Raw genomic sequence first — 25,824 nt, 5'->3', positions numbered from 1 at the left:
ATGCTGATCCTCACCTGCCCCTATTGCGGCATCCAGTGCGACGAGACCGAACTTGCTCCTGGCGGCGAGGCGCATCTGAAGCGCGAAGGCCCCGGATCGAGCGACGCGGCCTTTGAGGCCTATCTCTTCGAACGCGCCAACCCGATGGGCGTGCATTTCGAGCGCTGGCGCCATGCCAATGGTTGCGGCAAGTGGTTCCTTGCGGTGCGATCGACCACGACGCTCGAAGTCTACGGCACCTACAAGGCACAGACACCTGAACCGCCGGCCGAGATCGTCGCGGCGATCCGGGCGCGAGTTCCGGGCTGGGGAGGGCGCGCATGAGCTTCCGGCTGGAACAGGGCGGCCGGCTGGTTGACCGGCAGGTGCCCCTGGACTTCCGCTTCGACGGCAAGCGCCACTCGGGCTTCGCGGGCGACACGCTGGCCTCGGCGTTGCTCGGCGCAGGACAGATGCTGGTCAACCGCTCCTACAAATACCACCGCCCGCGCGGCATCGTCGCCAGCGGGCCGGAGGAGCCGAACGCGCTCGTGGGGCTGGGGCAGGGCGCACGGTTCGAACCGGACCAGCGCGCCACGACGACGGAACTTTTCGACGGGCTGACGGCGATGAGCCAGAACGCCTGGCCCTCGCTCGGCTTTGACATGATGGCAGTGAACGGCTGGTTCTCGGCGATGATGCCGGCGGGGTTCTACTACAAGACCTTCCTCTGGCCGCGGCCGTTCTGGAAACATGTCTACGAGCCGTTGATCCGCGAGGCCGCGGCGTCCGGCCGGCCCCCGCAGGAAGAGGATGCCGACCGCTACGAGCATTTCTACGCCTTCGTGGATGTGCTCGTCATCGGCGGCGGAATCGCCGGGTTGCAAGCGGCGCTCGCTGCGGGCGCGGGTGGCGCCCGGGTGCTGCTGATCGAACAGACACCGCGTTGGGGTGGCCGCGCGCCCGTCGACGGCGCCGAGATCGACGGCAAGCCGGCCGAGGCCTGGATCGCCGAGACAGTTGCGGCGCTCGAGGCGATGAAGAATGTCACCCTCTGCGCCCGTTGCATGGGGGCCGGGATCTATGACCACGGGTTCGCGCTCGGCTACGAGCGTCTGACGGATCACGCGCCGAAGATGGGCGGCCCGAGACACCGGCTCTGGAAGATCCGCGCCAAGCAGATCGTCACTGCCACCGGCTCGATCGAGCGACCGCTGAGCTTTGCCGGCAACGACGTGCCGGGCGTCATGCTGGCGTCGGCGGTGCGCGACTATGTGGTCAATTACGGCGTCGCGCCGGGCCGGCGAACCGTTGTGGTGACCAACAACGACGACGCCTATCGCACGGTCCTGGCGCTGGTCGATGCGGGGCTCGAGGTGCCGGTGGTGGTCGACGCGCGCGAGCGCAGCGACGGGCCATTCGCGCGCGAGGCCATCCGGCGCGGCGTGGCGGTGGAATGCGGCGCCGCGATCATGAAGGTGAAGGGGACCAGACAGGTCGAGGGTGTCATGCTCTGCCGCGGCAATGGCACCGGCGCGGCCGGCGCCATGGTCAAGTGCGACGCGGTGGCGATGTCGGGCGGCTGGTCGCCGGTCGTCCACCTCTGGTCACATTGCGGCGGCAAGCTCCTCTGGTCCGAGACGAACGCGCATTTCTACCCCGATTTCTCTCGCGCGCCCACCGGCGCGGACGGGCGGCCCTTCGTTCGCACTGCCGGCGGCGCGTCGGGCGCCATGGGCACGGGCTCGGTGCTTGTCGACGCGGCGGCCGCGGGAGCGGATGCGGCACAGGCGGCGGGCTCCGGCGCGACGAAAGCGATCGCGCCCGCCCAGGCGCGGGACGAAGAAGAACGGCCGATGAGGCCCGTCTGGGTGATGCCGGAGCAGGCGCTGCCGGAACTGCGCGCGAAGATGTTCCTCGATTTCCAGAACGACGTGAAGGTAAGCGATGTTCAGCTTGCCGCGCAGGAGGGCTACGAGAGCGTCGAACACGCCAAGCGATATACCACGCTCGGCATGGCCAACGATCAGGGGAAGCTCAGCAATATCAACGGACTGGCGATTCTCGCCGACAGTCTCGGAGCGCCCGTCCCGGAGGTCGGCACGACGACGTTCCGCCCGCCCTACCAGCCGATCTCCTTCGGCGCGATCGCCGGCGAGGCGCGCGGGGACCTGTTCCAGCCGCTCAGGCGCACGCCGATCCACGCCTGGCACGAGGCGGCCGGCGCCTATTGGGAGCCGGTCGGCCATTGGCGGCGACCCTATTGCTACCCGAAGCCGGGCGAGAGCCATGGCGACGCGATCGCGCGCGAGGTTCAGGCGACGCGCGGTTCGGTGGGGATGCTGGACGCCTCGACGCTGGGCAAGATCGTGGTCAAGGGGCCGGATGCCGGCCGCTTCCTCGACATGCTCTACACCAACAAGATGTCGAGTCTGAAACTGGGCCGCTGCCGCTATGGGCTGATGTGCTCGGAGAACGGCTTCCTGATCGATGACGGAGTCGTGGCGCGGATCGATGAGGAGACATTCCTGTGCCACACCACCACGGGCGGGGCGGATCGCATCCACGGGCACATGGAGGACTGGCTGCAATGCGAATGGTGGGACTGGCAGGTCTATACCGCCAATGTCACCGAGCAATGGGGCCAGATCGCCGTTGTCGGGCCGAAGGCACGGGCGCTTCTGGAGACGCTCGGCGGGATTGATGTGTCAAAAGAGGCGCTGCCGTTCATGGGCTGGGTCGACGGAGAACTGGCGGGCGTGCCGGTGCGGATCTACCGGATCTCCTTCTCGGGTGAGCTCTCCTTCGAGATCGCGGTCAAGGCGGGGCAGGCGCTGGCGCTCTGGACGCGGCTGATGGAGGAGGGGCGGGCGTTCGGCGTCACGCCCTACGGCACCGAAGCGCTGCATGTGATGCGGGCCGAGAAGGGCTTCATCATGATCGGAGACGAGACCGACGGGACGGTGATCCCGCAGGATCTCGGGCTGGACTGGGCGATTTCGAAGAAGAAGGCGGATTTCCTCGGCAAGCGGGCGCAGGAGCGCGTGCACATGCGCGACCCGGAGCGCTGGAAGCTCGTCGGGCTTGAGACGCTCGACGGCTCGGTCCTTCCCGATGGTGCCTATGCGCCGGGCGAAGGTGAGAACGCCAATGGCCAGCGGCGGACCATCGGCCGGGTGACCTCGAGCTACATGTCGCCAGTGCTCGGGCGCGGCATCGCGATGGGGCTGGTGGCCCGAGGGCCGGAACGGATGGGCGAGGTGATCGGGTTCATGGGGGAGGACGGGCAGATGATCGAGACCAGGATCGTCAGCCCGGTCTTCTATGACCCGGACGGGGAGAAACAGGATGTCTGATGCGGTGACGGCGCTCGGCGGGGCGCGTGCGGGCGGGCCGCTGGCAACGGTCGAGGAGGCGCCGCTCAGGGGCATGGTGACGTTGCGCGGCGACTTTGCCCGAGTCGGCGGCGCGGTGCGCGAGGCGGTTGGGCTCGGCATGCCGAAGACGCGCCAGATCCTGACGATGCGCGACCGGGCGGTGGCCTGGATGTCGCCGGACGAACTCCTGCTCCTGATGCCCTATGGAAAAGCCGGGGCGGTCGTGACACTGCTCGAAGGGGCTCTGGAGGGCGCGCACTTCCTCGCCGTCGATGTCTCGGACGCCCGCGCCTGCTTTCGCATCAGCGGCAGCGGCAGCGGCGCGCGCGAGGTGCTGGCCCGGCTCTGCCCGGCAGACCTGTCACCCTCAGTTTTCGGCCCCGGCGAGGTGCGTCGTACCCGGCTGGCGCAGGTCCCGGCGGCTTTCTGGATGGACGACAGCGGCGATGTCACGCTGATTTGCTTCCGGTCGGTGGCGCGCTATGCCTTCGACCTGCTGGCCAATGCGGCAGAGGGCGATGCGGTGGGCTTTTTCCCTGCGTCGTAGTGGCGGCTGGCGTGGCCCGGTAAGTGCGCAAAACCAAACTCTCGTGGCCTGTCGGCTCTTGGCAGCGTGTGCTTGAATGTCATCAAATGACCGCATTGCGGCGCGACCCTGTCGGCAAGAGCCGACGCGCGCGGCCGGAAGAGGAGAGGCGACGTGAGCGAGGGGGATCGGGAGAGCGGAAACGCGGGCCGGGCGACGGCCAATCTCGTCGATGGAACCTATGCGCGGCTTGTGCATCGGGCCGGGACGGAGCAACCGGCCTGGGTCGTCTTTGGCGACGAGGAGCGTGGTCCGCAAGGTGTCGCGGCGGCGGCGTTGGGTCTCGACCTGGCCGGGGCCGACCTCTACGAGATCCTGCCGCGTGGCAAGCACTGGTATCCGGCCTCCGAGACCGGCCCGATGGCGGAAACGCTGTCGCGGGTGAAGGCGGGCAAGATCGCGGTGGCGGTGGGCGCCTCGATGGGCGGCTATGGCGCATTGCGCTACGGTGCGCGGGCCGGCTGCACGACGGTGCTGGCCTTTGCACCTCAGGCACGGATCACGCCGGGAATGCGCGGTATCGGCGCGCGACACGCCGAGCATTACCGGGCCGATCTGCATGCCGGAATGGAGATCGAGCCGGAGGACCTGCCCGAGCGGGCCTATGCGGTGATCGATCCCGCAAACCCGCACGATCTTCTTCACGCGGAACTTCTGCGCCACGAGGCCGGCGTCGAGGTGATCGCGCTGCCGCATATGGGGTCGCATCCCGAACGGGCGATGGCGTCGCCCGACATCGCCCGGACCGCGCTTGCGGCTGCGGCAGCGGGAGACCGGGAAGGGCTGGCGCGGGCGCTCCGGCGCGGACGGCGCCAGGACAAGGGCTTTCTGGCGCGGTTGTCGATGACCTGTTCGGAACGTGGCCACCCGGCCTGGGGCGAGAGCATCGCACGGATGTCCGGCGTGGCGGAGGACCCGGCAGCGCCGATTCTGCACCTCGCGCTCGCCATGGCGCGGGCCCGGCTCGGCCGGCCGCTGGAGGCACTGGAGGACATCGAGGCGCTGATCGTCGCCGCGCCGCGGAACCTGCGCTACTGGAACGCGTTGGCCGGGCAATACCAGGTGATGGGCTTTCCGGAGGCCGCTGCGGAGGTCTATGAACTGGCGCTCGGCGAGACAGAGCATTTCTCCTTTTGCTGGAAGCTGATCCTCAACCGGATGGCCGCCGGCGCGGTGGACGAGGCGCGCCTGCTGACCGATCTGGCGCTCGAACACTGGCCGGATCGGGCGGCCCAGATTGCGCGGGTCCGGGCGCGGCTGGACGCGGCCGCCTGAGGCCCCGGCTGCACTGTGCTAGGTGGTATCGCGCCACGCGACGGGTTGACGCCGCGCCGGAGGACATACAAGTAAAGTCACGGAAACGTTGCACCGAAAGGATCTTGCACCATGGCTTTCGAACTTCCCGACCTGCCCTATGCCCATGACGCGCTCGCCGCCAAGGGCATGAGCAAGGAGACGCTGGAATACCACCACGACCTGCACCACAAGGCCTATGTCGACAACGGCAACAAGCTGATCGCCGGCACCGAGTGGGAAGGCAAGTCGGTCGAGGAGATCATCAAGGGCACCTACGACGCCGGCGCGGTGGCGCAGAACGGCATCTTCAACAACGCGTCGCAGCACTGGAACCACTGCCAGTTCTGGGAGATGATGAGCCCGTCGAGCGCCGGCATGCCGGGCGAGCTCGAAAAGGCGATCAATGAGGCCTTCGGCTCGGTCGACGAGTTCAAGTCCGCCTTTGCCGCCGCCGGCGCCGGCCAGTTCGGCTCGGGCTGGGTCTGGCTGGTCAAGGACACCAACGGCACTCTCAAGATCACCAAGACCGAGAACGGCGTGAACCCGCTCTGCTTCGGACAGACGGCGCTGCTGGGCTGCGACGTGTGGGAACATTCCTACTACATCGACTACCGCAACAAGCGACCCGCCTATCTCTCGAACTTCCTCGACAACCTGGTGAACTGGGAAAACGTGGCCGCGCGCCTCGGCTGATCCCGGTCCCATCGGATCGATATCCCCGCTGCCTGAAAGGGCGGCGGGGTTTTTCGTGGCTGCGTCGCGCCTCGCAACGGTGCGAAGGTCTTGCAGCTTCCAGCGCGGCGTGATCGACGGGTCCCGAAAGGGACGCCCATGAACGACAGCCAGCGCGGCCTTCTGGCCATGACGGGGGCCTGCCTCATCTGGGGGCTCTCGCCGCTTTATTACAAGCTCGTCGAGCATGTGCCGCCGCTCGAGGTGCTGTGCTACCGCACGCTCTGGTCGCTTGTCTTCTTCGGTGCGGTGGTGGTCGCGCAACGGCAGGTCGGCCGTTTCCGTCACTTCATTGCCGGGAATTGGAAGGTGGCGGGGCTGGCCGCGGTGCTGATCTCGCTCAACTGGGGCTTCTTCATCTGGTCAATCCAGGCCGGGCGCGTGATGGAATCCTCGCTCGGCTACTACATCTTCCCGCTGGTCGCGGTGCTCATCGGCGCGGTGTTCTTCCGCGAGACGCTGACGCCGCTGCAATGGCTCGCCGTGGGCTTTGCTGCGGCAGGGGTTGCGGTGCGGACCTACGGCATCGGCGTCGTGCCCCGGCTGGCGCTGGTGTTGGCGATCACCTTCAGCCTCTACGGTATCATCAAGCGGCAACTCAGGGTCGGCGCCATTCTCTCGGTGACCGGCGAGGTGCTCCTGCTCGCGCCGCTGGCAGCCGCCTGGCTTCTCTGGACCGGAACCGGCCATGCCGGCGGTGCCGGAGCGTCGGACTTGCGCTCACAGCTCCTGCTGTCGCTTTCCGGTCCGCTGACGGCCGGTCCGCTGATCCTTTATTCCTTTGCCGCACAGCGGGTGCGGCTGGCGACGCTGGGGCTGCTGCAATACCTCAACCCGACGCTGCAATTCCTCTGCGCGGCGCTGGTCCTCGCCGAGCCGTTCACCCGGTGGCACGGGATCACCTTCGCGCTGATCTGGGTAGCCCTGGCGCTCTATTCCGCTCAAGGCCTGTTCATGGATCGCGCCGCCCGGAGGCGCTCGATCAGCGTCGGCACGTCGGGCACGCTCTGAACGAAGCCGAGCAGGGTCGGCTCCGCGAACCCCTGTGCCACCACGTGCTCGAGCAATGCGGTGAGCTGCGTCCAGTAGCCCGCGGTGTCGAGCAGCAGGATCGGCTTGGAGTGAAGCCCGAGCTGTGCCCAGGTCAGCGCTTCGAAGAATTCGTCGAGCGAGCCTGCGCCGCCCGGAAGCACGACGATGGCGTCGGCATTCATGAACATGACCTTCTTGCGCTCGTGCATCGTCTCGGTGACGATGAAGCTCGTCAGGTCCCGCTTGCCGACCTCGCGCTGGAAGAGATGCGTCGGGATGACGCCAAAGGTTTCGCCGCCGCCGGCTTGCACGGCGCGCGCGACGCGTCCCATCAGCCCGACATCGCCGGCGCCGTAGACGATCCGCCAGCCTTCGGCGGCGATCGCCGCGCCGAGCGCTTCGGTGGCCACGGCGTAGTCGGGGTTCGCGCCGTCGCGCGAGCCGCAATAGACGCAAATGGAAAAGTTTTGTGACATTGCTGCAAGACCTTGGAGGCGGGTACTTCGGCTCACTGATAGCGGGCTTGATATTGTCTCACAACCCGCGCAGGGGTTTGATTGGGGATGTCACTGGGAAGAAGAAGGATGCCGGAAAAGGGGATGCTCCGCGGTGCGGGCGGCGTGGCTGCGATCGGCGCTGTCGCGGTGGCCGGTCTTGCCGGATATTTCCTGCTGACCGGGCGTTCGGACGGTCCGCCGCCGCCCCCAGCACCACCGGCTCCGCCCGAGGTGAGCGCGCCGGCCACCGACCTCCCCGCACCCCAGTCCGCCCCCGCCGACGCGGCCGATGCCACCACCGAGCCTCCTGCGGAGGCGGAAAGTGCCGCGGTGCCCGCACCTGCGCCCGAGCCTTCCGCTGACAGTGCGGACGATGCAGCGAAAGAGCCCGCTGTAGAAGCGGGGAGTGTGGCGGCGCCTGAAGAGGCGACAAAGACGACCACCGCCGAGCCGCCAGAGGCGCAGCAATCGCAGACGGTCGCGGCCCCTGTCGGGTTGCCGCGCTTCGGCGATGTCCGTCTCGATTCATCCGGCCTTGCCGTGATCGCCGGCACCGCGCCGCCGGGCTTCGAGGTGCTGGTTCGCGAGGGATCGGTCGACCTGGCGCGCGCCCTGGCCAACCAGGCGGGCGATTTCGCGACGATCTTCGATCTCGACCCGACCGGCGCCGCCCGTGTGCTTTATCTCGTGGCGATCGGTCCCGACGGCACCGAATACCGCTCCGAGCAGAGCGCGATCCTGACCCCACCGCTGGAGCCCGCGCCCGACGCGGTCGTGGCTGAAGCGGAAACGGGTCCCGAGGAGGCGGACACGACCGGAAGCGAGGAAGTTGCGGCGTCCGAGGACTCCATGCCGGGACAGGCCGACACGCAGGACAGTTCGGAGGGCTCGCTCGATCTCGCGGAAATCCGGCCGCAGGTTCCGGAGTTTCCGGCTGTCGGTGCGGAGCCCGAGCCCGCAGTGGTGGAGACCCTCGAGACGCCCACGCCCGACGCCGTCGCACTCGACACTATGTCGGAGCCTGAGACCGAGCCGGAACCGGAGACCGAGCCGGAACCGGAACCTGAGACCGAGCCGGAACCGGAACGTGAGACCGAGCCGGAACCGGAGCCGGTGACGGAGCCAGACACGGAAACTGTGCCGGAGCCCCAGTCAGAGCCGGCGCTCGAAATCGCCGCGGTAGAGACCGAGACGCCGACCGGTCCGGAACCGCAGGCTGAAGCGCTGCTGCCGGAAGTCGAGGCGGAGCGCCCGGCGGTTGCGGAACCCGGGACGGTGTTGGCAGAGCCGAGCGATGCCGAGGACACGAGTCGGGACTCGGTGGAAGCGACGCGGGAGGCCACGCCGACGGTTCTGCTTGCCGACCGCAGCGGAATCGAACTCCTGCACCCTGCCGCGGCGGCCGAGCGGTTGTCTGACCGGGTGGTGATCGATGTCATCAGCTATTCCGACGACGGCTCGGTGTCGCTTGCCGGGCGGGCGGCGGCGGCGATGGAGCGGGCGGATCGGGTGCGGGTCTATCTCAACAACCGGCCGGTGCAGACGGCCAGGATCGCGCCCGACGGAAGCTGGCGGATGCGGCTGCCGGCGGTGAAGCCGGGCCTCTACACGCTTCGAGTGGATCAGGTGGACGCCGCCGGCGTGGTCGTGGCCCGCTTCGAGACTCCGTTCAAGCGGGAGGATCCGGGCGAGATCGCGCGAATGACACCGTCCGATCTGGCAGAGGGCGGCGTGGCGGCCTCGGTGATCACGGTGCAGCCGGGCTACACGCTCTGGGGGATCGCTACGGATCGCTATGGCAGCGGATATGAGTATTGGCAGATCTTCCGCGCCAACCGTAGCCAGATCCGCGACCCCGACCTGATCTATCCCGGGCAGGTCTTCGAGCTTCCGGAAACGGCTGAGTAGTTTCTGCGCAACGGTTTCATTAACAGGCCGGATACCACCGAATTCCAAGTGCGAGCCATCGCCCGGCACCGGCAATCCCCTCCCGATCGCAAGTTTCCCACGCGATGCCCTGGGCGCCGCGGACCTATCTTGGCTTGACCGACTCGGCAATCGTTCTCAACCTGTCTGCGGGAAACGCATTTGGACGACAATTCCGTTCACCGGGCCGCGCGGCTCCGCGCCGGGACCGGCAGGTAGATTTCGGTGAAGGGTGTGTATTGGGAGGCCTCGACACTGATGACCAACAAGAACATTTCCGTAATGTGCTACGATTTTTGGGCGATCAGCCGGTTTTTCCGGTCCTGCGCCCTGGCGGTTGCCACGCAGCAGACCACGCAGATCGAGTGGCAGACCTACAAGGACAGCAGCGTTTTGAACGCGGTCTATTCCGTGTTGTTCTGGAAAGAGCCGCCGGGCACCGTCGCGGTGAAGACCGCAACGAAGGCCGAGATCGAGCGCCGCGCAGACGACATGCATATGGACTTCATGCTCAACTGGATCCGGATCCTGGCCGAACAAGGACCGCAGGCGGCGCATTCTTATGTCACCCGGATGGAGCGCGTCCGCGACGTCGCCCGCGACGCCGTTCAGGAACTCTTTCGCGAGGCACATGACATCAACGCCGAAATTGCCGGGGTCACCAACGAGGCGATCCGGGATCTCGCTCGCATCAAGCTTGGTGCGCAGGTTGGCGTGGCGGTGCTCGGCGCGGTCGTCGGGGTCGGTTTCGTCGCCGCCGCGGCGGGCGGCGGCACGGCAGGAGCGAGCCTGACGATTCTTGGAGTGGAGGCGGGCGCCGGCGGAACCGCCTTTGGCGTGGCAGGGGCGGCGCATTCGGTGACCCATTCGGTGATCAAGAACTGGGAGGCCGGCCCGAACGCCCAGGTCGCCGGTATCTCGATGGAGGCGGGCAAGGCCGTGACCAGCGAAGTCGGCGGCAACATCGCCGGGCGGTCGATGGAGAAGGCGCTCGAGGGCACCGTCAAGTCGCAGCAGATCATTCGCAGCTGCGAGGGACAGATCCGGAAATATTCCGAGCGGCTGACGCAGGAGGGCTTGAAGAAGGCGGCACGGCGGAAGGCGCAGAACATCGTCGGCGCCAACACCGCGCGGGTCGCCAGCGAGAAGGCGGCGATCCAGGGCTACGGACGGACGGCGTCCAACGCCGCGCGCGTCGGCATGACGATCCCGGTTCTGTTCGCGGCCTGGGATGTCTGGGACGCGGTCGGGGATTACAACGAGACATTGGCGTCGCTGCGATAGAGCGGTCGCCCGCGCTCAGCGAACCGCCTCGATCGGTCCCTCGGCGCGGCCATGGATGAATTGCTGGACGTAGGGGTCGGCGCATCCGTCCATGTCCGCCACCGGTCCGCTCCACTGGATCACCCCGTCATGCAGCATGGCGACGTCGTCGGCGATGGCGCGGACCGAGGTCATGTCGTGGGTGATGGTCATCGCCGTGGCGCCCATCTCGACCACGATCTCGCGAATGAGATCGTTGATGACTCCGGCCATGATCGGGTCGAGCCCGGTCGTCGGCTCGTCGAAGAAGATGATCTCCGGTTCGGCGGCGATGGCGCGTGCGAGCCCGACGCGCTTCTGCATGCCGCCCGAGAGCTCCGCGGGGAAAAGATCGGCGACCTTCGAGCCGAGGCCGACCCGGCGAAGCTTCTCGATGGCGATCTCGCGCGCCTCGGCCTTTGGCCGCTTGAGGCGGCCACGGAGGAGACGGAAGGCGACGTTCTGCCAGACAGGGAGCGAGTCGAAGAGGGCGGCCCCCTGAAAGAGCATGCCAAAGCGGGCGAGGAAGGCGTCGTGGTCGCCGCTCTCCACCGGCTGGCCGTCAAGCGTGATGAGGCCGCTGTCGGGGCGAGTCAGGCCGAGGATGCACTTGAGCATCACCGACTTGCCGGTGCCAGAGCCGCCGATGATGACCATCGATTCTCCCTTTGGCACCTCGAGCGTGACGCCGCGGAGCACGGCGTTATCGCCAAAGGACTTATGCACGTTGTCGAGGCGGATCATGCGGAGAAGAAAAGCTCGGTGAGCAGGTAATTGGAGGCGAGGATGAGGACGGAGGCCGAGACAACGGCGAGTTTCGTGGCTTTGCCGACGCCCTGCGCGCCACGGCCCGAATGCATGCCGTAATAGCAGCCCATGAGCGCGACCAGGCAGCCGAAAACGGCGCCCTTGGCGATCCCCGAGCCGACATCGGCGACTTCGAGGAAGTCGATCGTGTTCCTGAGATAGGCGGTCGAATTGAAGTCGAGCCGGTTCACGCCCACCAGCCAGCCCCCCATGATGCCGATGGAATCGCCGACCGCAACGAGAATGGGCACGGTGAGCGTGGCGGCGAGCACGCGCGGAACGGCAAGGTATTTCAATGGGTCGGTGGAGAGCGTCACGAGGGCGTCGATCTGTTCGGTGACCTTCATCGTGCCGATCTCGGCGGCGATGGAGGAAGCGACGCGGGCTGCGACCATGAGGCCGCCGAGCACCGGGCCGAGCTCGCGCACCATGCCGATGGCTACGATTTGCGGCACCGCGGCCTCGGCGGAGAAACGCGAGGAGCCGTCATAGATCTGCAACGCCAGCGCGCCGCCGGTGAAAAGTGCGGTTAGCCCGACGACGGGGAGGGAGTACCAGCCGATCGTCATGACCGCGTGGGTGAATTCGCGGAAATACCAGGGCGGGCGGAGGATGTGGCTGAAGACGGCGGCCGCGAAGAGCGTCATCCGGCCGACCGAGGCAAGCGCGGCGAGAACCGGACGGCCGATGGCCGCGAGCGGTCGGGTCAGGATGCGGGTTGTCACGCGAAGCCGCCGATCGCCTTGCGCTGGTAGCGCGCCCCGAGCGATGTCAGGATCTCGTAGCCGATGGTGCCGGCCGCCTCCGCGAGCGTGTCGACGCCCTGCTCGGAGCAGAGAATGTCGAGCGCCGGCGGAACCTCGGGCAGGCCGGTGATGTCGACGGTGATGAGGTCCATCGAGACGCGGCCGACAATCGGGCAGGGGGTTCCCTCACAGTAAAGCATCGCCTTTCCCGACAGGGCGCGCAGCAGGCCGTCGGCATAGCCGGCGGCGACGGTGGCGATGATGCGCGGTTCCGACGCGGTCCAGGTTGCATTGTAGCCGACGCTCTCGCCGGCGGCGACCTCGCGGGTCTGGATGACCGGCAGTGAGACATGCGCGACGGGCCGCGCTTCGGCGAAGGGCAGGCCCCCATAGAGCCCGATGCCGGGACGGGTGAGGTCGAAATGATAGTCCGGGCCGAGCAGCGTGCCTCCGGTGGCCGACAGCGAACGTGGCCGGTCGGTGCCGTCGGTCATCTCGTGGAAGCGGCGGAGCTGGGCGTCGTTCTGCGGGCTTTCGGTGTCGTCGGCACTGGCGAGGTGGCTCATCAGCAGGCGCGGCGACTGGCTCAGCGCGAGCGTCGCGACGGCCTCCCATTCGGCGGGTTCGAGGCCGAGACGATTCATGCCGGTGTCGAGCTGGATGCCAAACGGGGCGCCGGGCAGGGACTCGAAATGGCGGGTGAGCTGGTCGATGGAGTTCAGCAACGGGACCAGGTCGAGGTCGTGGATCATGTCGGTGTCGCCGGCCATGTGGCCGCCGAAGACATAGATCTCCGCGTCCCGCCCGAGCGCTTCCCGGATGGCCGCGCCTTCCTCGGGAATCGCGACGAAGAAGCTGCGCGCGCCGGCCTTGGCCAGAGCGCGCGCCACTCGCGCGGCGCCGAGCCCGTAGCCGTCGGCCTTGACCACCGCGCCGGTCTCGACCGTGTCGGCGGACAGGGAGTTGAGCGACTGCCAGTTGGCGGCAATCGCGTCGAGATCGATCGTGAGTGTTCCGGTGCCCATGGTGCCGGTTCTGCCATCCCGGCCGGGGAGGTCAAGGGGAAAGCACGCGCGCGGCGCGTCTGCGCCGGGTTTCCCGGGGCGTTCGCCGCTGATAGGGTCGCGCCAACTCACAGGGGAGGTTGGGATGCATGATTTGGATTTGCCGATCGAAGGCCGGTGCCGATGCGGCAAGCTGCGAGTCGAGCTTTCCGCGCCACCGCTGATGACTTCGGCCTGTCACTGCACGGGGTGCCAGCGCATGAGCGCCAGTGCATTCTCGCTGACGGCGATGGTGCCCGTTGATGGCTTCCGCGTCCTCGAGGGCGAGCCGGTGAAAGGCGGCATCAAGGGGCCGCAGCTCGACCATTATTTCTGCCCAGACTGCCTGACCTGGATGTTCACCCGCATCAACGGCTTCGACGGTTTCCTCAACATACGTCCGACGATGTTCGACGCGGCCGTCTGGGCCGAGCCGTTCATCGAATGCATGACCGAAGACAAGCTGCCCTGGGCGCGGACCGGTGCGCGCCACAGCTATCCGGGCTTCCCGTCTGAAGACGACTATCCACGCCTGCTCCGGGAATTCGCCGAAAGCCTATAGGCCCGGCCGCGCGCGTCAGGTCCGGTTTTCGCCCTGTTGCCAGGGCTGCACGAGGTCGCTGAACTTGGTGAACTCCGCTTCGAAGGCCAGCGGCACGTCGCCGATCGGCCCGTGACGCTGCTTGCCGATCATCACATCGGCCTTTCCGTAAAGCGCTTCCATCTCGGCCTGCCATGTCGCCATCGCCTCGAGATTGTGGTCGGCAGGCTTCTCGCGTTCCTTGTAGTATTCGGCGCGGTAGACGAACATCACCACGTCCGCGTCCTGCTCGATCGAGCCGGACTCGCGGAGGTCGGAGAGCTGCGGCCGCTTGTCGTCGCGGTTCTCGACCTGGCGCGAGAGCTGGGAGAGGGCGACGACGGGGATATCGAGCTCCTTTGCAATGGCTTTCAGGCCCTGCGTGATCTCGGAAACCTCGTTTACGCGGCTGTCCTTGGCAGTGGCCGGCCGGACGAGCTGGAGATAGTCGACGAAGAGCGCGTCGAGCCCGTGTGTCCGTTTGAGCCGTCGCGCGCGGGCGGCGAGCTGGCTGATCGGGAGAGCGGCAGTGTCGTCGATAAAGAGCGGGCAGGCTTCCAGCTCCTTGGCCGCGCTCACGAAGCGGCGGAATTCCTCCTCCGTCATCTCGCCGCGGCGGACCTTGTTGCTGGGGATGCGGGAGGCTTCCGAGAGCAGCCGCAGTGCAAGTTGCTCGGCGGACATCTCCAGTGAGAAGAACCCGACCACGCCGCCGTTGACGGCGCCTTCGCGGCCGTCGGGCCGGAGGCCGCGCCGATAGGCCCGGGCGATGTTGAAGGCGATGTTGCAGGCCAGCGAGGTCTTGCCCATCGAGGGACGGCCGGCGAGGATCAGCAGGTCCGACGGGTGCAGACCGCCGAGCTTCCGGTCGAGATCCACGAGCCCGGTGGAGAGCCCCGCGAGCCCGCCGTCGCGCTGGAACGCGGCATTGGCCGACTCGACCGCACCGGTGACGGCCTTGAGGAAGCTCTGGAACCCGGTATTGGCCTTGCCCGCTTCGCCGAGCTTATAAAGCGCCTGTTCGGCCTCGACGATCTGCTCGCGCGGCTCGGACGCCATGTCGACATTGGCCGCCTTGGCCTCGATGTCCTTGCCGAGCGCCATGAGCTCGCGGCGGATCGCAAGGTCGTAGATAATCTGCGCGTAATCGGCGGCCGCGAAGCTCGCGATGGCGCTTCCGGCCAGCTTGGCGAGATAGGCCGGCCCGCCGAGTTCCCGGAGCCCGGGGTGGTCCTCGAGGAAAGCCTTCAGCGTGACCGGCGTCGCCTGAAGGTTTCTCGCGATCCGCGTGCGCGCGACCTCGTAGATCTTCGCGTGGACCGGGTCGTAGAAATGTTCTTCGGAAAGTATGGACGCGACCCTGTCGAAGATATCGTTGTTAGTCAGGATCGCGCCCAGCAACTGCTGCTCGGCCTCGATATTGTGCGGAACCGTTTGCCCCGCGTCACTGCCCGTTTCTGCCTTCGCTGCCAAGTCCGGGGCGGTCAAGTCCGGGGCGGTTCTCGCGACCGCCGTCACTTCGTTCATTTTGCACTGCCCGTATCTGGTGGATGGAAGCTCTACCCCTCGGCCCTATGCGGGTCAAAATGTATAAAATTGGGGATAAGCTGTGGGTGGCTCGGTGCTTGCCGCATATTGCGACAAGGAGACGCCATGCGTCAACATGTGGTGGCGCGGCGCGGGGCGTCTGGCGCGTTACTGTGCGATAAATCGCCCCGGCCGGAGCGGGATGCCGCCGGTCGCGGCAGGCTCAGATTCGCGCGTTTTGCCAGGCGCGCGGGTCGCTCAGGAAGGACTCGACCTCCGCGAGGGTCCCGGATTCGAAGGAGCCCTGCGTCCGTGCCGCGGCCAGAACATCGTGCCAGGTGCAGAGCGAATGGAGGGAAACGCCATGGTCTCCCAGCGTTTTTTCGGTCTCGGGGAAGATACCGTAGTAGAAGATCACCGCGGTATGGGCGCAGCTAGCACCGGTGGCGCGGATCGCGTCGACGAAGCTCAGCTTGGAGCCGCCGTCGGTGGTGAGGTCCTCGACCAGCAGGACGCGGTCCGATTCGCCCATCACCCCCTCGATCCGCGCGTTGCGGCCATAGCCCTTGGGCTTCTTGCGGACATAGCTCATCGGCAGCCCCATCCGCTCGGCCACGAGCGCGGCAAAGGGGATGCCTGCAGTCTCGCCGCCGGCGATGTTGGTGAAGGCCTCGAAGCCCGCATCCCGCATCACCTTGGCGGTGAGGAAGTCCATCAGCGTGGCGCGGATGCGCGGGTAGGAGATCAGCTTCCGGCAATCGATATAGGTCGGCGAGGGCAGGCCGGAGGCAAGCGTAAAGGGCTCGGTCGCGTTGAAATGCACCGCGCCGATCTCGAGCAGCATGCTGGCCGAGATCCGGGCCATGGTCGCGTCGTCGGGATGGGTGGTGGGAATCGGCATCGCTCGTCCTCGCTGTCGGGTTGCTCAGGCGATACCGAAACCGCCGGGGGATTGCCAGTTCAACCGGTTCGGTTGCAGGCTCCACGAGTGAGAGCGGGAGGATGCGATGAAGAGCCTCTATCTGGAAGAGCATGACGCTTTCGTGCGCTGGCAGGCCGTGGGGGCGGGCGAGGAGGTGTTGCTCTGCCTTCCGGGGCTGAACGTGCCGGCGGCCTGGGAGTTTCTCGATTTCGCCTGCGCGGTGGATCTCGAACGCCACAGCGCGGTTCTTCTGGATTATATCGGCTCGGGCGACAGCGATCCCTCGCCCTGGTTTCCGGGCAGCCTCGAGTCGCATGTTGGCGTTCTGGTCGCGGTGCTTGAACATCTCGGTGGCACGCCCTGCCGAGTGATCGGTCATTCCTTCGGCGGCACGGTCGGGATCGCGCTGGCGCTGTCGCGGCCCGATCTCGTGGCACGGCTGGTCGTTGCCGAGGGCAACCTGACACCCGGCGGGGGTGTCGCGAGCCGGAAGTTCGCGGCGATGTCCCTGGAGGAATTTGAGGGCGGCGGGCTCGCCGGGATCACGGACCGCCTACGGGCAAAGGCGATCGCCGGCGATGTGCGGGCGGCGATGCTCTACGGCGCCTGGCGGCTGGCGGATCCGCGGGCGCTGCATGCCAATGCGCGCGCGCTGGCAGACCTGCCGCTGACTTTTGCCCACGACTTCTTTGCCCTGCCGATGCCGCGGTGTTTCGTCTTTGGCGAGTCGGGATACGCGGCCGCTCAGACGGCACCGCAGCCAGATACGCCGGATCCGGCATGGCTGCGAGCCAATGGCATCGACGTGAGGGTGGTTCCGGGCACGGGCCACGGCATGGTGCGCGAGAGCCCAGCGGGCTTTGTCGCCGCGCTGGCCGCCGCCGGCGTTCTGGAACGGTGACGCCTCAGCCCACCACTCGCCAGAGCACGGGCCGTCCGGGGTCGAAGACGATGACCGGGCCGTCGCCAGTCGCCAGCGGGGCAGGAATCTCGAGCGGTTCGCCTTTCTCCAGGGTCATCGTCCCTGCGTTCGGCGCCATCCCGTAGAAGGCCGGGCCGTTCAGCGAGGCGAAGGCTTCGAGCCGGTCGAGCGCACCTGCGTCCTCGAAGACCTGCGCCAGGCAGGGCATGGTGACGGGCGCGGAGTAGATGCCGGCGCAGCCGCAGGCGGTTTCCTTGTTGGCTTGTGTGTGAGGCGCCGAATCGGTGCCGAGGAAGACACGGTCGAAGCCGGAGGTGGCGAGGTCGACCAGCGCTTCGCGGTGGCGCTCGCGCTTGGCGACTGGAAGGCAGTAGTAGTGCGGCCGGATGCCACCGACGAGGATGTGGTTGCGGTTGATCATCAGGTGATGCGTGGTGATCGTCGCGCCGAGCGTCTCGCCGCCGTCTCGGAGATAGGCGCAGGCGTCGGCGGTGGTGATATGCTCCATGACCACGCGGAGACCGGGCGTGCGCGTGCGAATCGGGTCGAGCACCTCCTCGATGAAAACCGCCTCGCGGTCGAAGATGTCGATTTCGGGTCGGGTCACCTCGCCATGCACGCAGAGCGGGATGCCGGCCTCGGCCATGGCCTCGAAGACCGGTTGGACCTTTCGCATGTCGCGAACACCGGAGTCAGAATTGGTGGTGGCGCCGGCGGGATAGAGCTTCACCGCAGTGACGAGCCCCTCCGCATGGGCGGCGACGACGTCGGCGGGATCGGTCGTTTCGGTCAGGTAGAGCGTCATCAACGGCGTGAAATCGGCGCCCTCGGGCAAGGCGGCGCGGATACGGTCGCGATAGGCTGCGGCGTCGGCGGCGGTGACCACCGGCGGCACGAGATTCGGCATGATGATGGCGCGGGCGAAATCGCGCGCGGTATCGGGCAGGACGGCCTTCAGCATCGCGCCGTCGCGCAGGTGCAGGTGCCAGTCGTCGGGGCGGCGGAGCGTGAGCGTCTGAGTCATTATAGAGGCGGCTTAGCCGAGGATCGGCGCGCAGACCAGTCCGCGTGCGGCCGCAGAGCGCGGGGATGCCTGCCTGAAAATGAGGCCATGAGCGGAAAAATGTGCAACCACGGCGCGGGATCCGCTATGCCGCGTTGCAGCATTACGCAGATCGCGCTAGGGTCTGTGCAACCGAGGGCATCCATGTTCGATCACGATCCGGCAGATCAGAGGCTTCAGCGCGCCCGTGGACGGGCCGAGGCGGCGTTTTCCCTGCGCGAGGGGAAAGCGCGCCTGAGTCATCTGCATCAGTCGGGATCAGCCAAGGCAATGCTGCCACGCGGTCCGGACGACCCGGAGGTCGTCTTTCTGAACACGGCAGGCGGGCTCACGGGCGGCGACCGGATGCGCTACCGGCTCGATCTCGCATCGGGCACGCGGGTGACGGCAACGACGCAGACTGCCGAGCGGGTCTATGCCGCCGCCTCGGGCGTGGCGGAGGTCACCTGCGAGATGACTGCCTGTGCCGGCGCAGCGCTCGACTGGCTGCCGCAGGAGACTATCCTCTACGACCGCGCGGCGCTGGCGCGCGAGACCCGGATCGACCTCGCGAGCGATGCGCGACTGCTCTTTTGCGAGACGCTGGTGTTCGGTCGGGCAGCGATGGGCGAAAAGGTCGGGACGCTCGCACTTCTGGATCGCCGCGAGATCCGGCGGGACGGCCGGCCGGTGATGGTCGACACGGTGCGGATGGACGGGCAGAGCCTTGCCATGGCGGGCGATCCGGCGATGCTCGGAGATGCGCGCGCGGTGGCGCTTGTCGCACTGGTGGCGCCGGGGGCTGAGGATGCGCTGGACCCGATCCGGCGGTTGCTCGGGCAAGAGGGCGTCGTGGCCTTCGCCTCGGCCTGGGATGGGCGCTGCGTCGTGCGGATGATGGCGCGCGACGCCTGGCCGCTCCGGCGGCTGATGGTGGCGCTGTTGACACAAATCAGAGGCACGGTTCCGCCGCGCGTCTGGCAGATCTGAGGTACGACATGAACCTGACACCTCGCGAAAAGGACAAACTCCTGGTCAGCCTCGCCGCCATGGTGGCGCGGGGACGGCTCGAGCGTGGCGTGAAGCTCAACCATCCCGAGGCGATTGCGCTCATTACCGATTTCGTGGTCGAGGGCGCGCGCGATGGCCGGTCGGTCGCCGATCTGATGGAGGCTGGCGCGGGCGTGGTCCGGGCCGAGCAGTGCATGGAGGGGATCGCCGAGATGATCCACGAAGTGCAGGTCGAGGCGACCTTTCCCGACGGCACCAAGCTCGTCACCGTGCATCACCCGATCCGCTGAGGCGCCATGATCGCGAGCTTCTTCTTCTCTCTTCTGGCCGGCCTGTTGGTGGTTCATGTCGAACCGCCGCTGAAGGCGCTCGTCGAGAAGAACGACCGCTACGAGATGCGGCTCGACCCGCTGGAATTCCGTGTGTTGACCTTCGCCCTCTTGCTGCTCTGCGCGGCGATCGCCACATGGGCGGTGGGCGCCGACAGCTCGGCGTATCTTACGGTGGCCGGCGGGCTGCTCGGCTATTTCGCAAGCGATCTCTATGCCTTCCTGCGCGACCCGCAGGCGGCGGAGAAGGACGATCCGGACGATTGGGACGGTGACGTCCGGGAGCCGGGGCGCTCCGAGGCCGAAGCCGCGCCCACAGGCGATACCGACGCAGACGATACCGAAGAGACACTGGCCGCCGTCAGGACGGCGGTGCAACAGGATGACCGGCCCGAAGAGGAGAGACAGCGATGATCCCAGGCGAAGTGATTACCGCTCCCGGCGAGATCATTCTCAATGAGGGCAGCGATGTGACCGTGCTGATGGTTTCCAATACCGGTGACCGCCCTGTGCAGGTCGGCAGCCACTACCATTTTGCCGAGACGAACTCGGCGCTGGAATTCGACCGCGAGGCCGCGCGCGGCCTCCGGCTCGACATCGCCGCGGGGACCGCGGTGCGTTTCGAACCCGGCCAGAGCCGGGATGTGAACCTGGTGCCGCTCAAGGGCGCGCGTCGGGTTTACGGATTCAACCAGGCTGTGATGGGTACGCTCTGAGGCGTGCCGCGCGGCCACAGGCCCGACAGGGCCAGAGACTTACCAGGAGAGAGAGATGTTCCAATACATGACTCCGGCCGACTACATGAAGACAAGCATGGCGCTGTGGAGCCGCACCGCGGAACTGCAGCTCGAGATCATGCGCATGTCCATGGGAATGGCCAACACGTGGACCGGCGGGATGGTCAATCCCGACACGTCCTTTATGAAGGTCTTCACGCCGGGCGGATCGACGCCTTCCGGCAAGGCGACCAAGGCGAAGGCGCCGGCTCAGACGACGAAGCCGGCCCCCAAGGCGCCGGCGCGCAAGCCCGCCCGCCTGACCCCGGCTGCGAAGCCCGCGGCCAAGGTCGTGCCGCTTGGCGCCGCCAAGCCGGAAGGGGCGAAGGCCGACGCCGCTCCGAAGCCCGCCCCCAAGGCCGAGGCGGCTCCGAAACCCACCCCGGCACCCGCAGCAAAGGCCGAAGTCGCGCCGAAGGCCGCGGCTGCTCCGGCACCGAAATCCGAGGTGAAGGCGGCAGCCGATGCGACGAAGAAACCGACGTCGCGCCGCCGTGCACCGTCCAAGCCCAAGACGCCCAACGGACTGACGGAAGCGGTCGCTTCGGTGGATGCGGCCGCGAAACCCGCGCGCGCGACCCGTCGCCGCAGCGCGGCGAAAGCGAAGCCCGCTGCCGCAACCGAGACCAAGCCGAAGGATGCCGCAGCGCCGTCGAAAGCGCCGGCCAGTGGGAAGGACGAGGCGTGATCGGCGGATCCTCGGAATGGGCCCTTGCGCTTTCCGGCGCAGGGGCTACTTTAAGAGTTAATCAGCAATTGCCCGACAAGGCCTCTCATGCCTCTGAAGACATTGATCGACCGTCTCCTCGGATTGCTGGCGCCCGCGCCGCAGCCGATTCCGATCCCGGTTCGGGATCCGAAGGGACCGCGTCGCTGATCCTCAGCCCGGGGGGCGCATGAGCCGCCCCGAAGATATTGCCGCCGACCTGACGCGCGACCTTCTCGAGATCGGGATGGAGACTGCCATGCTTGCCGTCGAAGCCGGCGTGGTCATTGCCTATCGTTCCGGTGCCTTCTGCGGTTTCCGTCCCTACGTGGGGACCGAGACCCATCGCATGTTCGCCGAGAAACCCCCCGCATTCTTCGCAGCGGCGCTTGCAGCCGGTCTGACCGCCCTGGGCGGCCAGCGGCCCGATCGCGTGATGGCCGCCGCGCTCCATCCGATCCGCTCCGAGACCAATCGCAACCTTCGCCGCCTCGGCGGCGTGGACCCAGACAGCTGACCGACCGAGGAGGCCGCCATGCCCGCCACAATTTCCCGTGCTGCCTATGCCGCGATGTTCGGCCCGACCACCGGCGACCGTGTCCGGCTTGCTGATACGGACCTGGTCATTGAGGTCGAGAAGGATCTTACGACCTATGGCGAGGAGGTGAAGTTCGGTGGCGGAAAGGTGATCCGCGACGGCATGGGGCAAAGCCAGGCGACCCGCGCCGAGGGTGCCGTGGACACGGTCATCACCAATGCGCTGATCCTCGACGCGACTGGCATCTACAAGGCCGATGTCGGGCTCAAGGACGGTCGGATCGCCAAGATCGGCAAAGCTGGCAATCCGGACACTCAGCCTGGCGTGGACATTATCGTCGGCCCGGGTACCGAGGCGATTGCCGGCGAGGGCAAGATCCTGACGGCCGGCGGGTTCGACAGCCATATCCATTTCATCTGCCCGCAGCAGATCGAGGATGCGCTGCATTCCGGTCTGACGACTATGCTGGGCGGCGGCACCGGCCCGGCGCATGGCACGCTGGCCACGACCTGCACGCCGGGGCCGTGGCATATCGGACGGATGTTGCAAGCGGCGGACGCCTTCCCGATGAACCTCGCCTTTGCCGGCAAGGGCAATGCGAGCCTTCCGGCGGCGCTTGAGGAGCAGGTGAAGGCAGGCGCCTGCGCGCTGAAACTGCACGAGGATTGGGGAACGACCCCCGGCGCGATCGACTGCTGCCTGTCGGTCGCCGACGCCATGGACGTGCAGGTGATGATCCACACCGACACGCTGAACGAGTCGGGCTTCGTCGAGAACACGATCAAGGCGATGAAGGGCCGGACGATCCACGCCTTCCACACCGAGGGCGCCGGCGGGGGGCATGCGCCCGACATCATCAAGGTCTGCGGCGAGGAATTCGTCATCCCCTCCTCGACCAACCCGACCCGGCCCTACACGGTAAACACGCTGGAAGAACATCTCGACATGTTGATGGTCTGCCACCATCTCGACAAGTCGATCCCCGAGGACGTTGCCTTTGCCGAGAGCCGGATCCGCAAGGAGACCATCGCGGCAGAAGACATCCTTCACGACATGGGCGCCTTCTCGATCATCGCCTCCGACAGCCAGGCGATGGGGCGCGTCGGCGAGGTCATCATCCGGACCTGGCAGACGGCGCACAAGATGAAGGTGCAGCGCGGTCGTCTGGCCGAGGAAACCGGCGACAACGACAATGTGCGCGTCAAGCGCTATGTCGCAAAATACACCATCAACCCTGCCATCGCGCACGGGATGTCGGCGCATATCGGGTCGGTCGAGGAGGGCAAGCGGGCGGACCTCGCGCTCTGGTCGCCGGCCTTCTTCGGCGTGAAGCCGGAGATGGTGCTTATCGGCGGCAGCATCGCCGTGGCCCAGATGGGCGACCCCAACGCCTCGATCCCGACGCCGCAGCCGGTCTATACCCGGCCGATGTTCGGCGCCTATGGGCGCGCTGTCGAACGGTCCGCGGTGATCTTCGTTTCGGGCGCCGCGCAGGCGGACGGGATCGGGACTTCGCTGGGGCTGGCCAAGGACACGCTCGCGGTCGGCGACACCCGCGGGATCGGCAAGGCCGACATGGTGATGAACGATACCCGGCCGAAGATCGAGGTCAATCCCGAGACCTACGAGGTGCGTGCCGATGGCGAGTTGCTGACCTGCGAGCCGGCACAGGAACTGCCGATGGCGCAGCGCTACTTCCTGTTCTGAGGCATCCGCGGGTTATGCGGGTGCGGCATGGTGGCTTTGCGCTTGCAGCGATAGCGCTAAAGGTAATTGGTCATTACTCTTGACCCAAGTGAAGACGCACTTGGAGCAGGAGTAATTCATGTCCGATTCAACCTTTGTCACGACCCGCCCGGAGCTCCTTCGCCCGGCACGGAGAGCGCTTCGCGGCGTAGTGGCATTTTTCGACACCTTCGATACCGCGATCAGGGTCGCCAGGCGCTACGAGTCGCTCAACCGGCTCAGCGATGCGGAACTCGCGCGGCGGGGCTTGGACCGCGCAGATCTCGCACGGACGGCGTGGTCGGAATCCTTCTGATAGGGCCGCTGAGGCCATCGGTACTGTCGTGCGCGGTCTCCCGCGCGCGTCTGGTTATTCGGTCCGTCAACGTGCTGCGGCTGGCGTCGGGTGGGCGTATCGTTCCGCAGTTTTCCGAACAGAAGACGCCGCTGGGGCCGGGTTTACCGAGCTTTAACACGTCTGTCGCTTTCCCGGCAAATCGCTAGACATGAGTGGACGGCCGATCGCACGGATCGCGAACCCGTACCCTTCCCCGTCGCCTTGCCCGGCACGCCATGATAACCTCCGGCCGAGAGGCGGCAAAAAGGGTCCGCCGAGGCAAGGACATGCGCTCACTGACATTCCTCGCGCTCATAGCGCTGACCGGGACAGCCGCCGCCCAATGCCCCACCCGTGACGCGCTGGAGACGGGCCGCACCGCCTATGTCACCTATCCCGACGGCGGGACGGTTGGGCTGCGCTGGCTCGGCGCGCGAATGGTCGAGGAGACCACGCGTTACCCCGATGGCGAGCGGGAATTCCGAATGATCTCGATGGGCGGTGTCTTCATCACCGACGAGGTCGATCTCGACGGCGTGGCCGAACTGGCGGAGACCCGGATCACCAGCCGTTATCCCGGCTGGCTCTATGACAGGTTGCCGATCGGACCCGAGATGGATGTCACGGTCACCGCGACCAATTCATTTGCCGATGGTGCGCCGCCGGAGGACGAAGAGGTAGAGCTCCATACCGGTATGCAGGCGGAGTTTGAGATCGCCGGTTGCCGCTACGAGGCGTTCCCGATGCTGCTTACGTATCATTGGGCGGACGAGAGCTTCACCTCCATGATGACACATCTGCCGGCGCTTGGCCTGTCCCTGGAGCTTGCCCGGATCGACGCGGAGACCGGCCCGCTGCCCTTTGCGCCGAGCCGTTTCAGCCTCACGCCGCCCTGATCGGGGGCTTTCCTTGCCGCAGCGCGGCGGCTAGGCTCCGAAGGTCTGGAGTCCAAGCCGGTGGAGAAGGAATGAGCACAATGGAGCGGGCGCATCGTGTCGCCCGGAAGGCCGGGGAGGGCGCACCGGAGCGGGTGCGGCTCGACTACGAGGGGCGCTTTCTCCGACGCAGGCGGCTGGTCGCCGAGAGCGGCCTTGAGATCCTTGTCGACCTGGCCGAGACGGTCTCGCTCGATCATGGCGATGCGCTGGTGCTGGAGAGCGGCGTGCATGTCGGCATCGTCGCGGCCGAGGAGCCGCTGCTGGCGATTGCCGGTAAGAACCTCGCGCGCCTCACCTGGCATATCGGCAACCGTCATACACCCTGCCGGATCGAGGAGACCCGTCTGCTGATTCGCGAAGACCCGGTGCTGGCGCGGATGCTCGAGGGTCTGGGCGCGACGGTCGAACCGATCTCGGCGCCCTTCGCGCCCGAGGGGGGCGCCTATGGCCATGGCCGGACGCTCGGCCATTCGCATGGCGAGCACGCGGATCACACGCATGGGGCCCATGAGCACTGAGGCAATCCTGACGCTCACCCAGTGGCTCTCGCCCGCTTTCCCAGTCGGGGGCTTCGCCTATTCGCACGGGCTGGAGGCGGCGATTGCGGCGGGCGAGGTGTCCGACGCGGCGAGCCTCGAGCGCTGGCTTCGGGCCGTCTTGGAGCAGGGGGCGGGGCGCTGCGACGCGATCCTGCTCTGTCACGCGATGCGCGGTGTGCCGGAGGCGACGGAACTCGCTGCGCTGGCCGAGTCGCTGGCCGCGTCGCGCGAGCGCTGGCTGGAGGCGCGCGAACAGGGCGCGGCCTTTATGCGGGCGGTCAATGCCCTGACCGGGGCGGAGCGGGACGCGTATCCGTTGCCGGTTGCCGTGGGCGCGGCAGCGGCCGGGCTCGAGCTCGGGGCGGCCGAGGTCGCTGCGTTCTATCTTCAGGCTTTTGCCGCCAATCTGGTCTCCGCCGGCGTGCGGTTCGTGCCGCTCGGCCAGACCGAGGGGCAGGCGGTGCTCGCCCGGCTCCGCCCGCGGATCGTCGCGCTGGCCGGGGCAGCGGCGGAAGCCGGCCTCGACGAGATCGGCAGCGCCGCCTTCGGCGCGGATATCGCCGCGATGCGGCACGAGACGATGGATGTACGGCTCTTCAAGAGCTGAGA

The 25,824-nt window shown here is 67.1% G+C and carries 28 protein-coding genes; 21 read left to right on the top strand and 7 right to left on the bottom strand.

The window, feature by feature from the left end; translation table 11 throughout:
- From EU800_RS07850 to rarD, 6 genes are all read left to right on the top strand, one after another.
- On the top strand, nt 1-324 hold the full coding sequence (locus EU800_RS07850; RefSeq protein WP_129630309.1) for a sarcosine oxidase subunit delta: 324 nt from the start codon (nt 1-3) through the stop codon (nt 322-324).
- Complete coding sequence (locus tag EU800_RS07845; protein WP_129630307.1) at nt 321-3,335, top strand: sarcosine oxidase subunit alpha family protein; 3,015 nt, start codon at nt 321-323, stop codon at nt 3,333-3,335. The genes EU800_RS07850 and EU800_RS07845 overlap by 4 nt, the downstream gene beginning before the upstream one ends.
- Nucleotides 3,328-3,903: a sarcosine oxidase subunit gamma gene (locus EU800_RS07840; protein WP_129630305.1), complete on the top strand. Its 576-nt coding sequence runs from the start codon at nt 3,328-3,330 to the stop codon at nt 3,901-3,903. The genes EU800_RS07845 and EU800_RS07840 overlap by 8 nt, the downstream gene beginning before the upstream one ends.
- A gap of 153 nt (nt 3,904-4,056) precedes the next feature.
- Entirely contained in the window at nt 4,057-5,217 is a 1,161-nt protein-coding gene (locus EU800_RS07835) for a hypothetical protein (RefSeq protein ID WP_129630303.1), read from the top strand.
- Nucleotides 5,218-5,328: 111 nt separating this feature from the next.
- Nucleotides 5,329-5,931, top strand: a complete 603-nt coding sequence (locus EU800_RS07830) for a superoxide dismutase (protein ID WP_129630301.1) — start codon at nt 5,329-5,331, stop codon at nt 5,929-5,931.
- Nucleotides 5,932-6,069: 138 nt separating this feature from the next.
- A complete protein-coding gene (rarD, locus tag EU800_RS07825; RefSeq protein ID WP_129630299.1) occupies nt 6,070-6,981 on the top strand; it encodes an EamA family transporter RarD in 912 nt (303 codons plus the stop codon).
- Here rarD and EU800_RS07820 read toward each other — a convergent pair.
- Nucleotides 6,912-7,478, bottom strand: coding sequence for a TIGR00730 family Rossman fold protein (locus EU800_RS07820; protein ID WP_129630297.1), 567 nt, complete (start codon nt 7,476-7,478; stop codon nt 6,912-6,914). The two genes, rarD and EU800_RS07820, sit on opposite strands and share 70 nt — an antisense overlap.
- A 123-nt stretch (nt 7,479-7,601) precedes the next feature.
- Here EU800_RS07820 and EU800_RS29020 point away from each other — a divergent pair, with 123 nt between their 5' ends.
- Together EU800_RS29020 and EU800_RS07810 are read left to right on the top strand one after the other, a co-directional pair.
- Nucleotides 7,602-9,407, top strand: coding sequence for a LysM peptidoglycan-binding domain-containing protein (locus EU800_RS29020; RefSeq protein ID WP_129630295.1), 1,806 nt, complete (start codon nt 7,602-7,604; stop codon nt 9,405-9,407).
- Between the two features lie 276 nt (nt 9,408-9,683).
- A complete protein-coding gene (locus EU800_RS07810; RefSeq protein WP_129630293.1) occupies nt 9,684-10,709 on the top strand; it encodes a hypothetical protein in 1,026 nt (341 codons plus the stop codon).
- A 15-nt stretch (nt 10,710-10,724) separates the two neighbouring features.
- On the opposite strand, the gene EU800_RS07805 is transcribed toward EU800_RS07810, so the two are convergent.
- From EU800_RS07805 to alr, 3 genes are read right to left on the bottom strand one after another with little or no spacing between them, the layout of a single operon-like run.
- Complete coding sequence (locus tag EU800_RS07805; RefSeq protein WP_129630291.1) at nt 10,725-11,471, bottom strand: ABC transporter ATP-binding protein; 747 nt, start codon at nt 11,469-11,471, stop codon at nt 10,725-10,727.
- Entirely contained in the window at nt 11,468-12,259 is a 792-nt protein-coding gene (locus EU800_RS07800; protein ID WP_371685595.1) for an MlaE family ABC transporter permease, read from the bottom strand. The genes EU800_RS07805 and EU800_RS07800 overlap by 4 nt, the downstream gene beginning before the upstream one ends.
- Nucleotides 12,256-13,305 (bottom strand): alanine racemase, encoded by a 1,050-nt coding sequence (gene alr, locus EU800_RS07795; RefSeq protein WP_129630289.1) that lies wholly within the window; start codon nt 13,303-13,305, stop codon nt 12,256-12,258. Before alr ends, EU800_RS07800 begins: the two co-directional genes overlap by 4 nt.
- A 124-nt stretch (nt 13,306-13,429) precedes the next feature.
- Here alr and EU800_RS07790 point away from each other — a divergent pair, with 124 nt between their 5' ends.
- On the top strand, nt 13,430-13,885 hold the full coding sequence (locus EU800_RS07790; RefSeq protein ID WP_129630287.1) for a GFA family protein: 456 nt from the start codon (nt 13,430-13,432) through the stop codon (nt 13,883-13,885).
- A gap of 15 nt (nt 13,886-13,900) precedes the next feature.
- Here the strand turns inward: EU800_RS07790 and EU800_RS07785 are convergent, their stop codons facing one another.
- Entirely contained in the window at nt 13,901-15,430 is a 1,530-nt protein-coding gene (locus EU800_RS07785; protein ID WP_129630286.1) for a replicative DNA helicase, read from the bottom strand.
- 223 nt (nt 15,431-15,653) lie between these two features.
- Nucleotides 15,654-16,331, bottom strand: coding sequence for an orotate phosphoribosyltransferase (locus EU800_RS07780; RefSeq protein ID WP_129630284.1), 678 nt, complete (start codon nt 16,329-16,331; stop codon nt 15,654-15,656).
- A 106-nt stretch (nt 16,332-16,437) separates the two neighbouring features.
- Here EU800_RS07780 and EU800_RS07775 point away from each other — a divergent pair, with 106 nt between their 5' ends.
- Entirely contained in the window at nt 16,438-17,253 is an 816-nt protein-coding gene (locus EU800_RS07775) for an alpha/beta fold hydrolase (protein ID WP_129630282.1), read from the top strand.
- A 4-nt stretch (nt 17,254-17,257) separates the two neighbouring features.
- Here EU800_RS07775 and pyrC read toward each other — a convergent pair whose 3' ends face one another.
- Nucleotides 17,258-18,298 (bottom strand): dihydroorotase, encoded by a 1,041-nt coding sequence (gene pyrC / locus EU800_RS07770; protein ID WP_129630280.1) that lies wholly within the window; start codon nt 18,296-18,298, stop codon nt 17,258-17,260.
- Between the two features lie 183 nt (nt 18,299-18,481).
- Here pyrC and EU800_RS07765 point away from each other — a divergent pair, with 183 nt between their 5' ends.
- From EU800_RS07765 to EU800_RS07715, 11 genes are all read left to right on the top strand, one after another.
- Nucleotides 18,482-19,306, top strand: a complete 825-nt coding sequence (locus EU800_RS07765) for an urease accessory protein UreD (protein ID WP_129630278.1) — start codon at nt 18,482-18,484, stop codon at nt 19,304-19,306.
- Nucleotides 19,307-19,314: 8 nt separating this feature from the next.
- Nucleotides 19,315-19,617 (top strand): urease subunit gamma, encoded by a 303-nt coding sequence (locus EU800_RS07760; protein WP_129630276.1) that lies wholly within the window; start codon nt 19,315-19,317, stop codon nt 19,615-19,617.
- A 6-nt stretch (nt 19,618-19,623) separates the two neighbouring features.
- The gene (locus tag EU800_RS07755; RefSeq protein ID WP_129630274.1) at nt 19,624-20,070 is read left to right on the top strand and encodes a hypothetical protein; all 447 of its coding nucleotides are present in this window, start codon (nt 19,624-19,626) and stop codon (nt 20,068-20,070) included.
- On the top strand, nt 20,067-20,372 hold the full coding sequence (locus EU800_RS07750; protein WP_129630272.1) for an urease subunit beta: 306 nt from the start codon (nt 20,067-20,069) through the stop codon (nt 20,370-20,372). The genes EU800_RS07755 and EU800_RS07750 overlap by 4 nt, the downstream gene beginning before the upstream one ends.
- 55 nt (nt 20,373-20,427) lie before the next feature.
- Nucleotides 20,428-21,120, top strand: a complete 693-nt coding sequence (locus EU800_RS07745; protein ID WP_129630270.1) for a hypothetical protein — start codon at nt 20,428-20,430, stop codon at nt 21,118-21,120.
- A gap of 208 nt (nt 21,121-21,328) precedes the next feature.
- A complete protein-coding gene (locus EU800_RS07740; RefSeq protein ID WP_129630268.1) occupies nt 21,329-21,655 on the top strand; it encodes a hypothetical protein in 327 nt (108 codons plus the stop codon).
- A gap of 18 nt (nt 21,656-21,673) precedes the next feature.
- Nucleotides 21,674-23,383: an urease subunit alpha gene (ureC, locus tag EU800_RS07735; protein ID WP_129630266.1), complete on the top strand. Its 1,710-nt coding sequence runs from the start codon at nt 21,674-21,676 to the stop codon at nt 23,381-23,383.
- A gap of 118 nt (nt 23,384-23,501) precedes the next feature.
- A complete protein-coding gene (locus tag EU800_RS07730; protein WP_207209873.1) occupies nt 23,502-23,717 on the top strand; it encodes a hypothetical protein in 216 nt (71 codons plus the stop codon).
- Between the two features lie 308 nt (nt 23,718-24,025).
- Nucleotides 24,026-24,634: a hypothetical protein gene (locus EU800_RS07725; RefSeq protein WP_129630264.1), complete on the top strand. Its 609-nt coding sequence runs from the start codon at nt 24,026-24,028 to the stop codon at nt 24,632-24,634.
- A gap of 71 nt (nt 24,635-24,705) precedes the next feature.
- A complete protein-coding gene (locus EU800_RS07720) occupies nt 24,706-25,194 on the top strand; it encodes an urease accessory protein UreE (protein ID WP_129630262.1) in 489 nt (162 codons plus the stop codon).
- Complete coding sequence (locus EU800_RS07715) at nt 25,184-25,822, top strand: urease accessory protein UreF (RefSeq protein ID WP_129630260.1); 639 nt, start codon at nt 25,184-25,186, stop codon at nt 25,820-25,822. The genes EU800_RS07720 and EU800_RS07715 overlap by 11 nt, the downstream gene beginning before the upstream one ends.
- Nucleotides 25,823-25,824: the final 2 nt, after the last annotated feature.

The organism is Tropicimonas sp. IMCC6043 (assembly GCF_004146235.1).
In the GTDB taxonomy this organism is placed as follows: domain Bacteria; phylum Pseudomonadota; class Alphaproteobacteria; order Rhodobacterales; family Rhodobacteraceae; genus Tropicimonas.
Note: the sequence above shows the minus strand (reverse complement) of the source record. Positions and strands in the feature narration are given on the sequence as shown.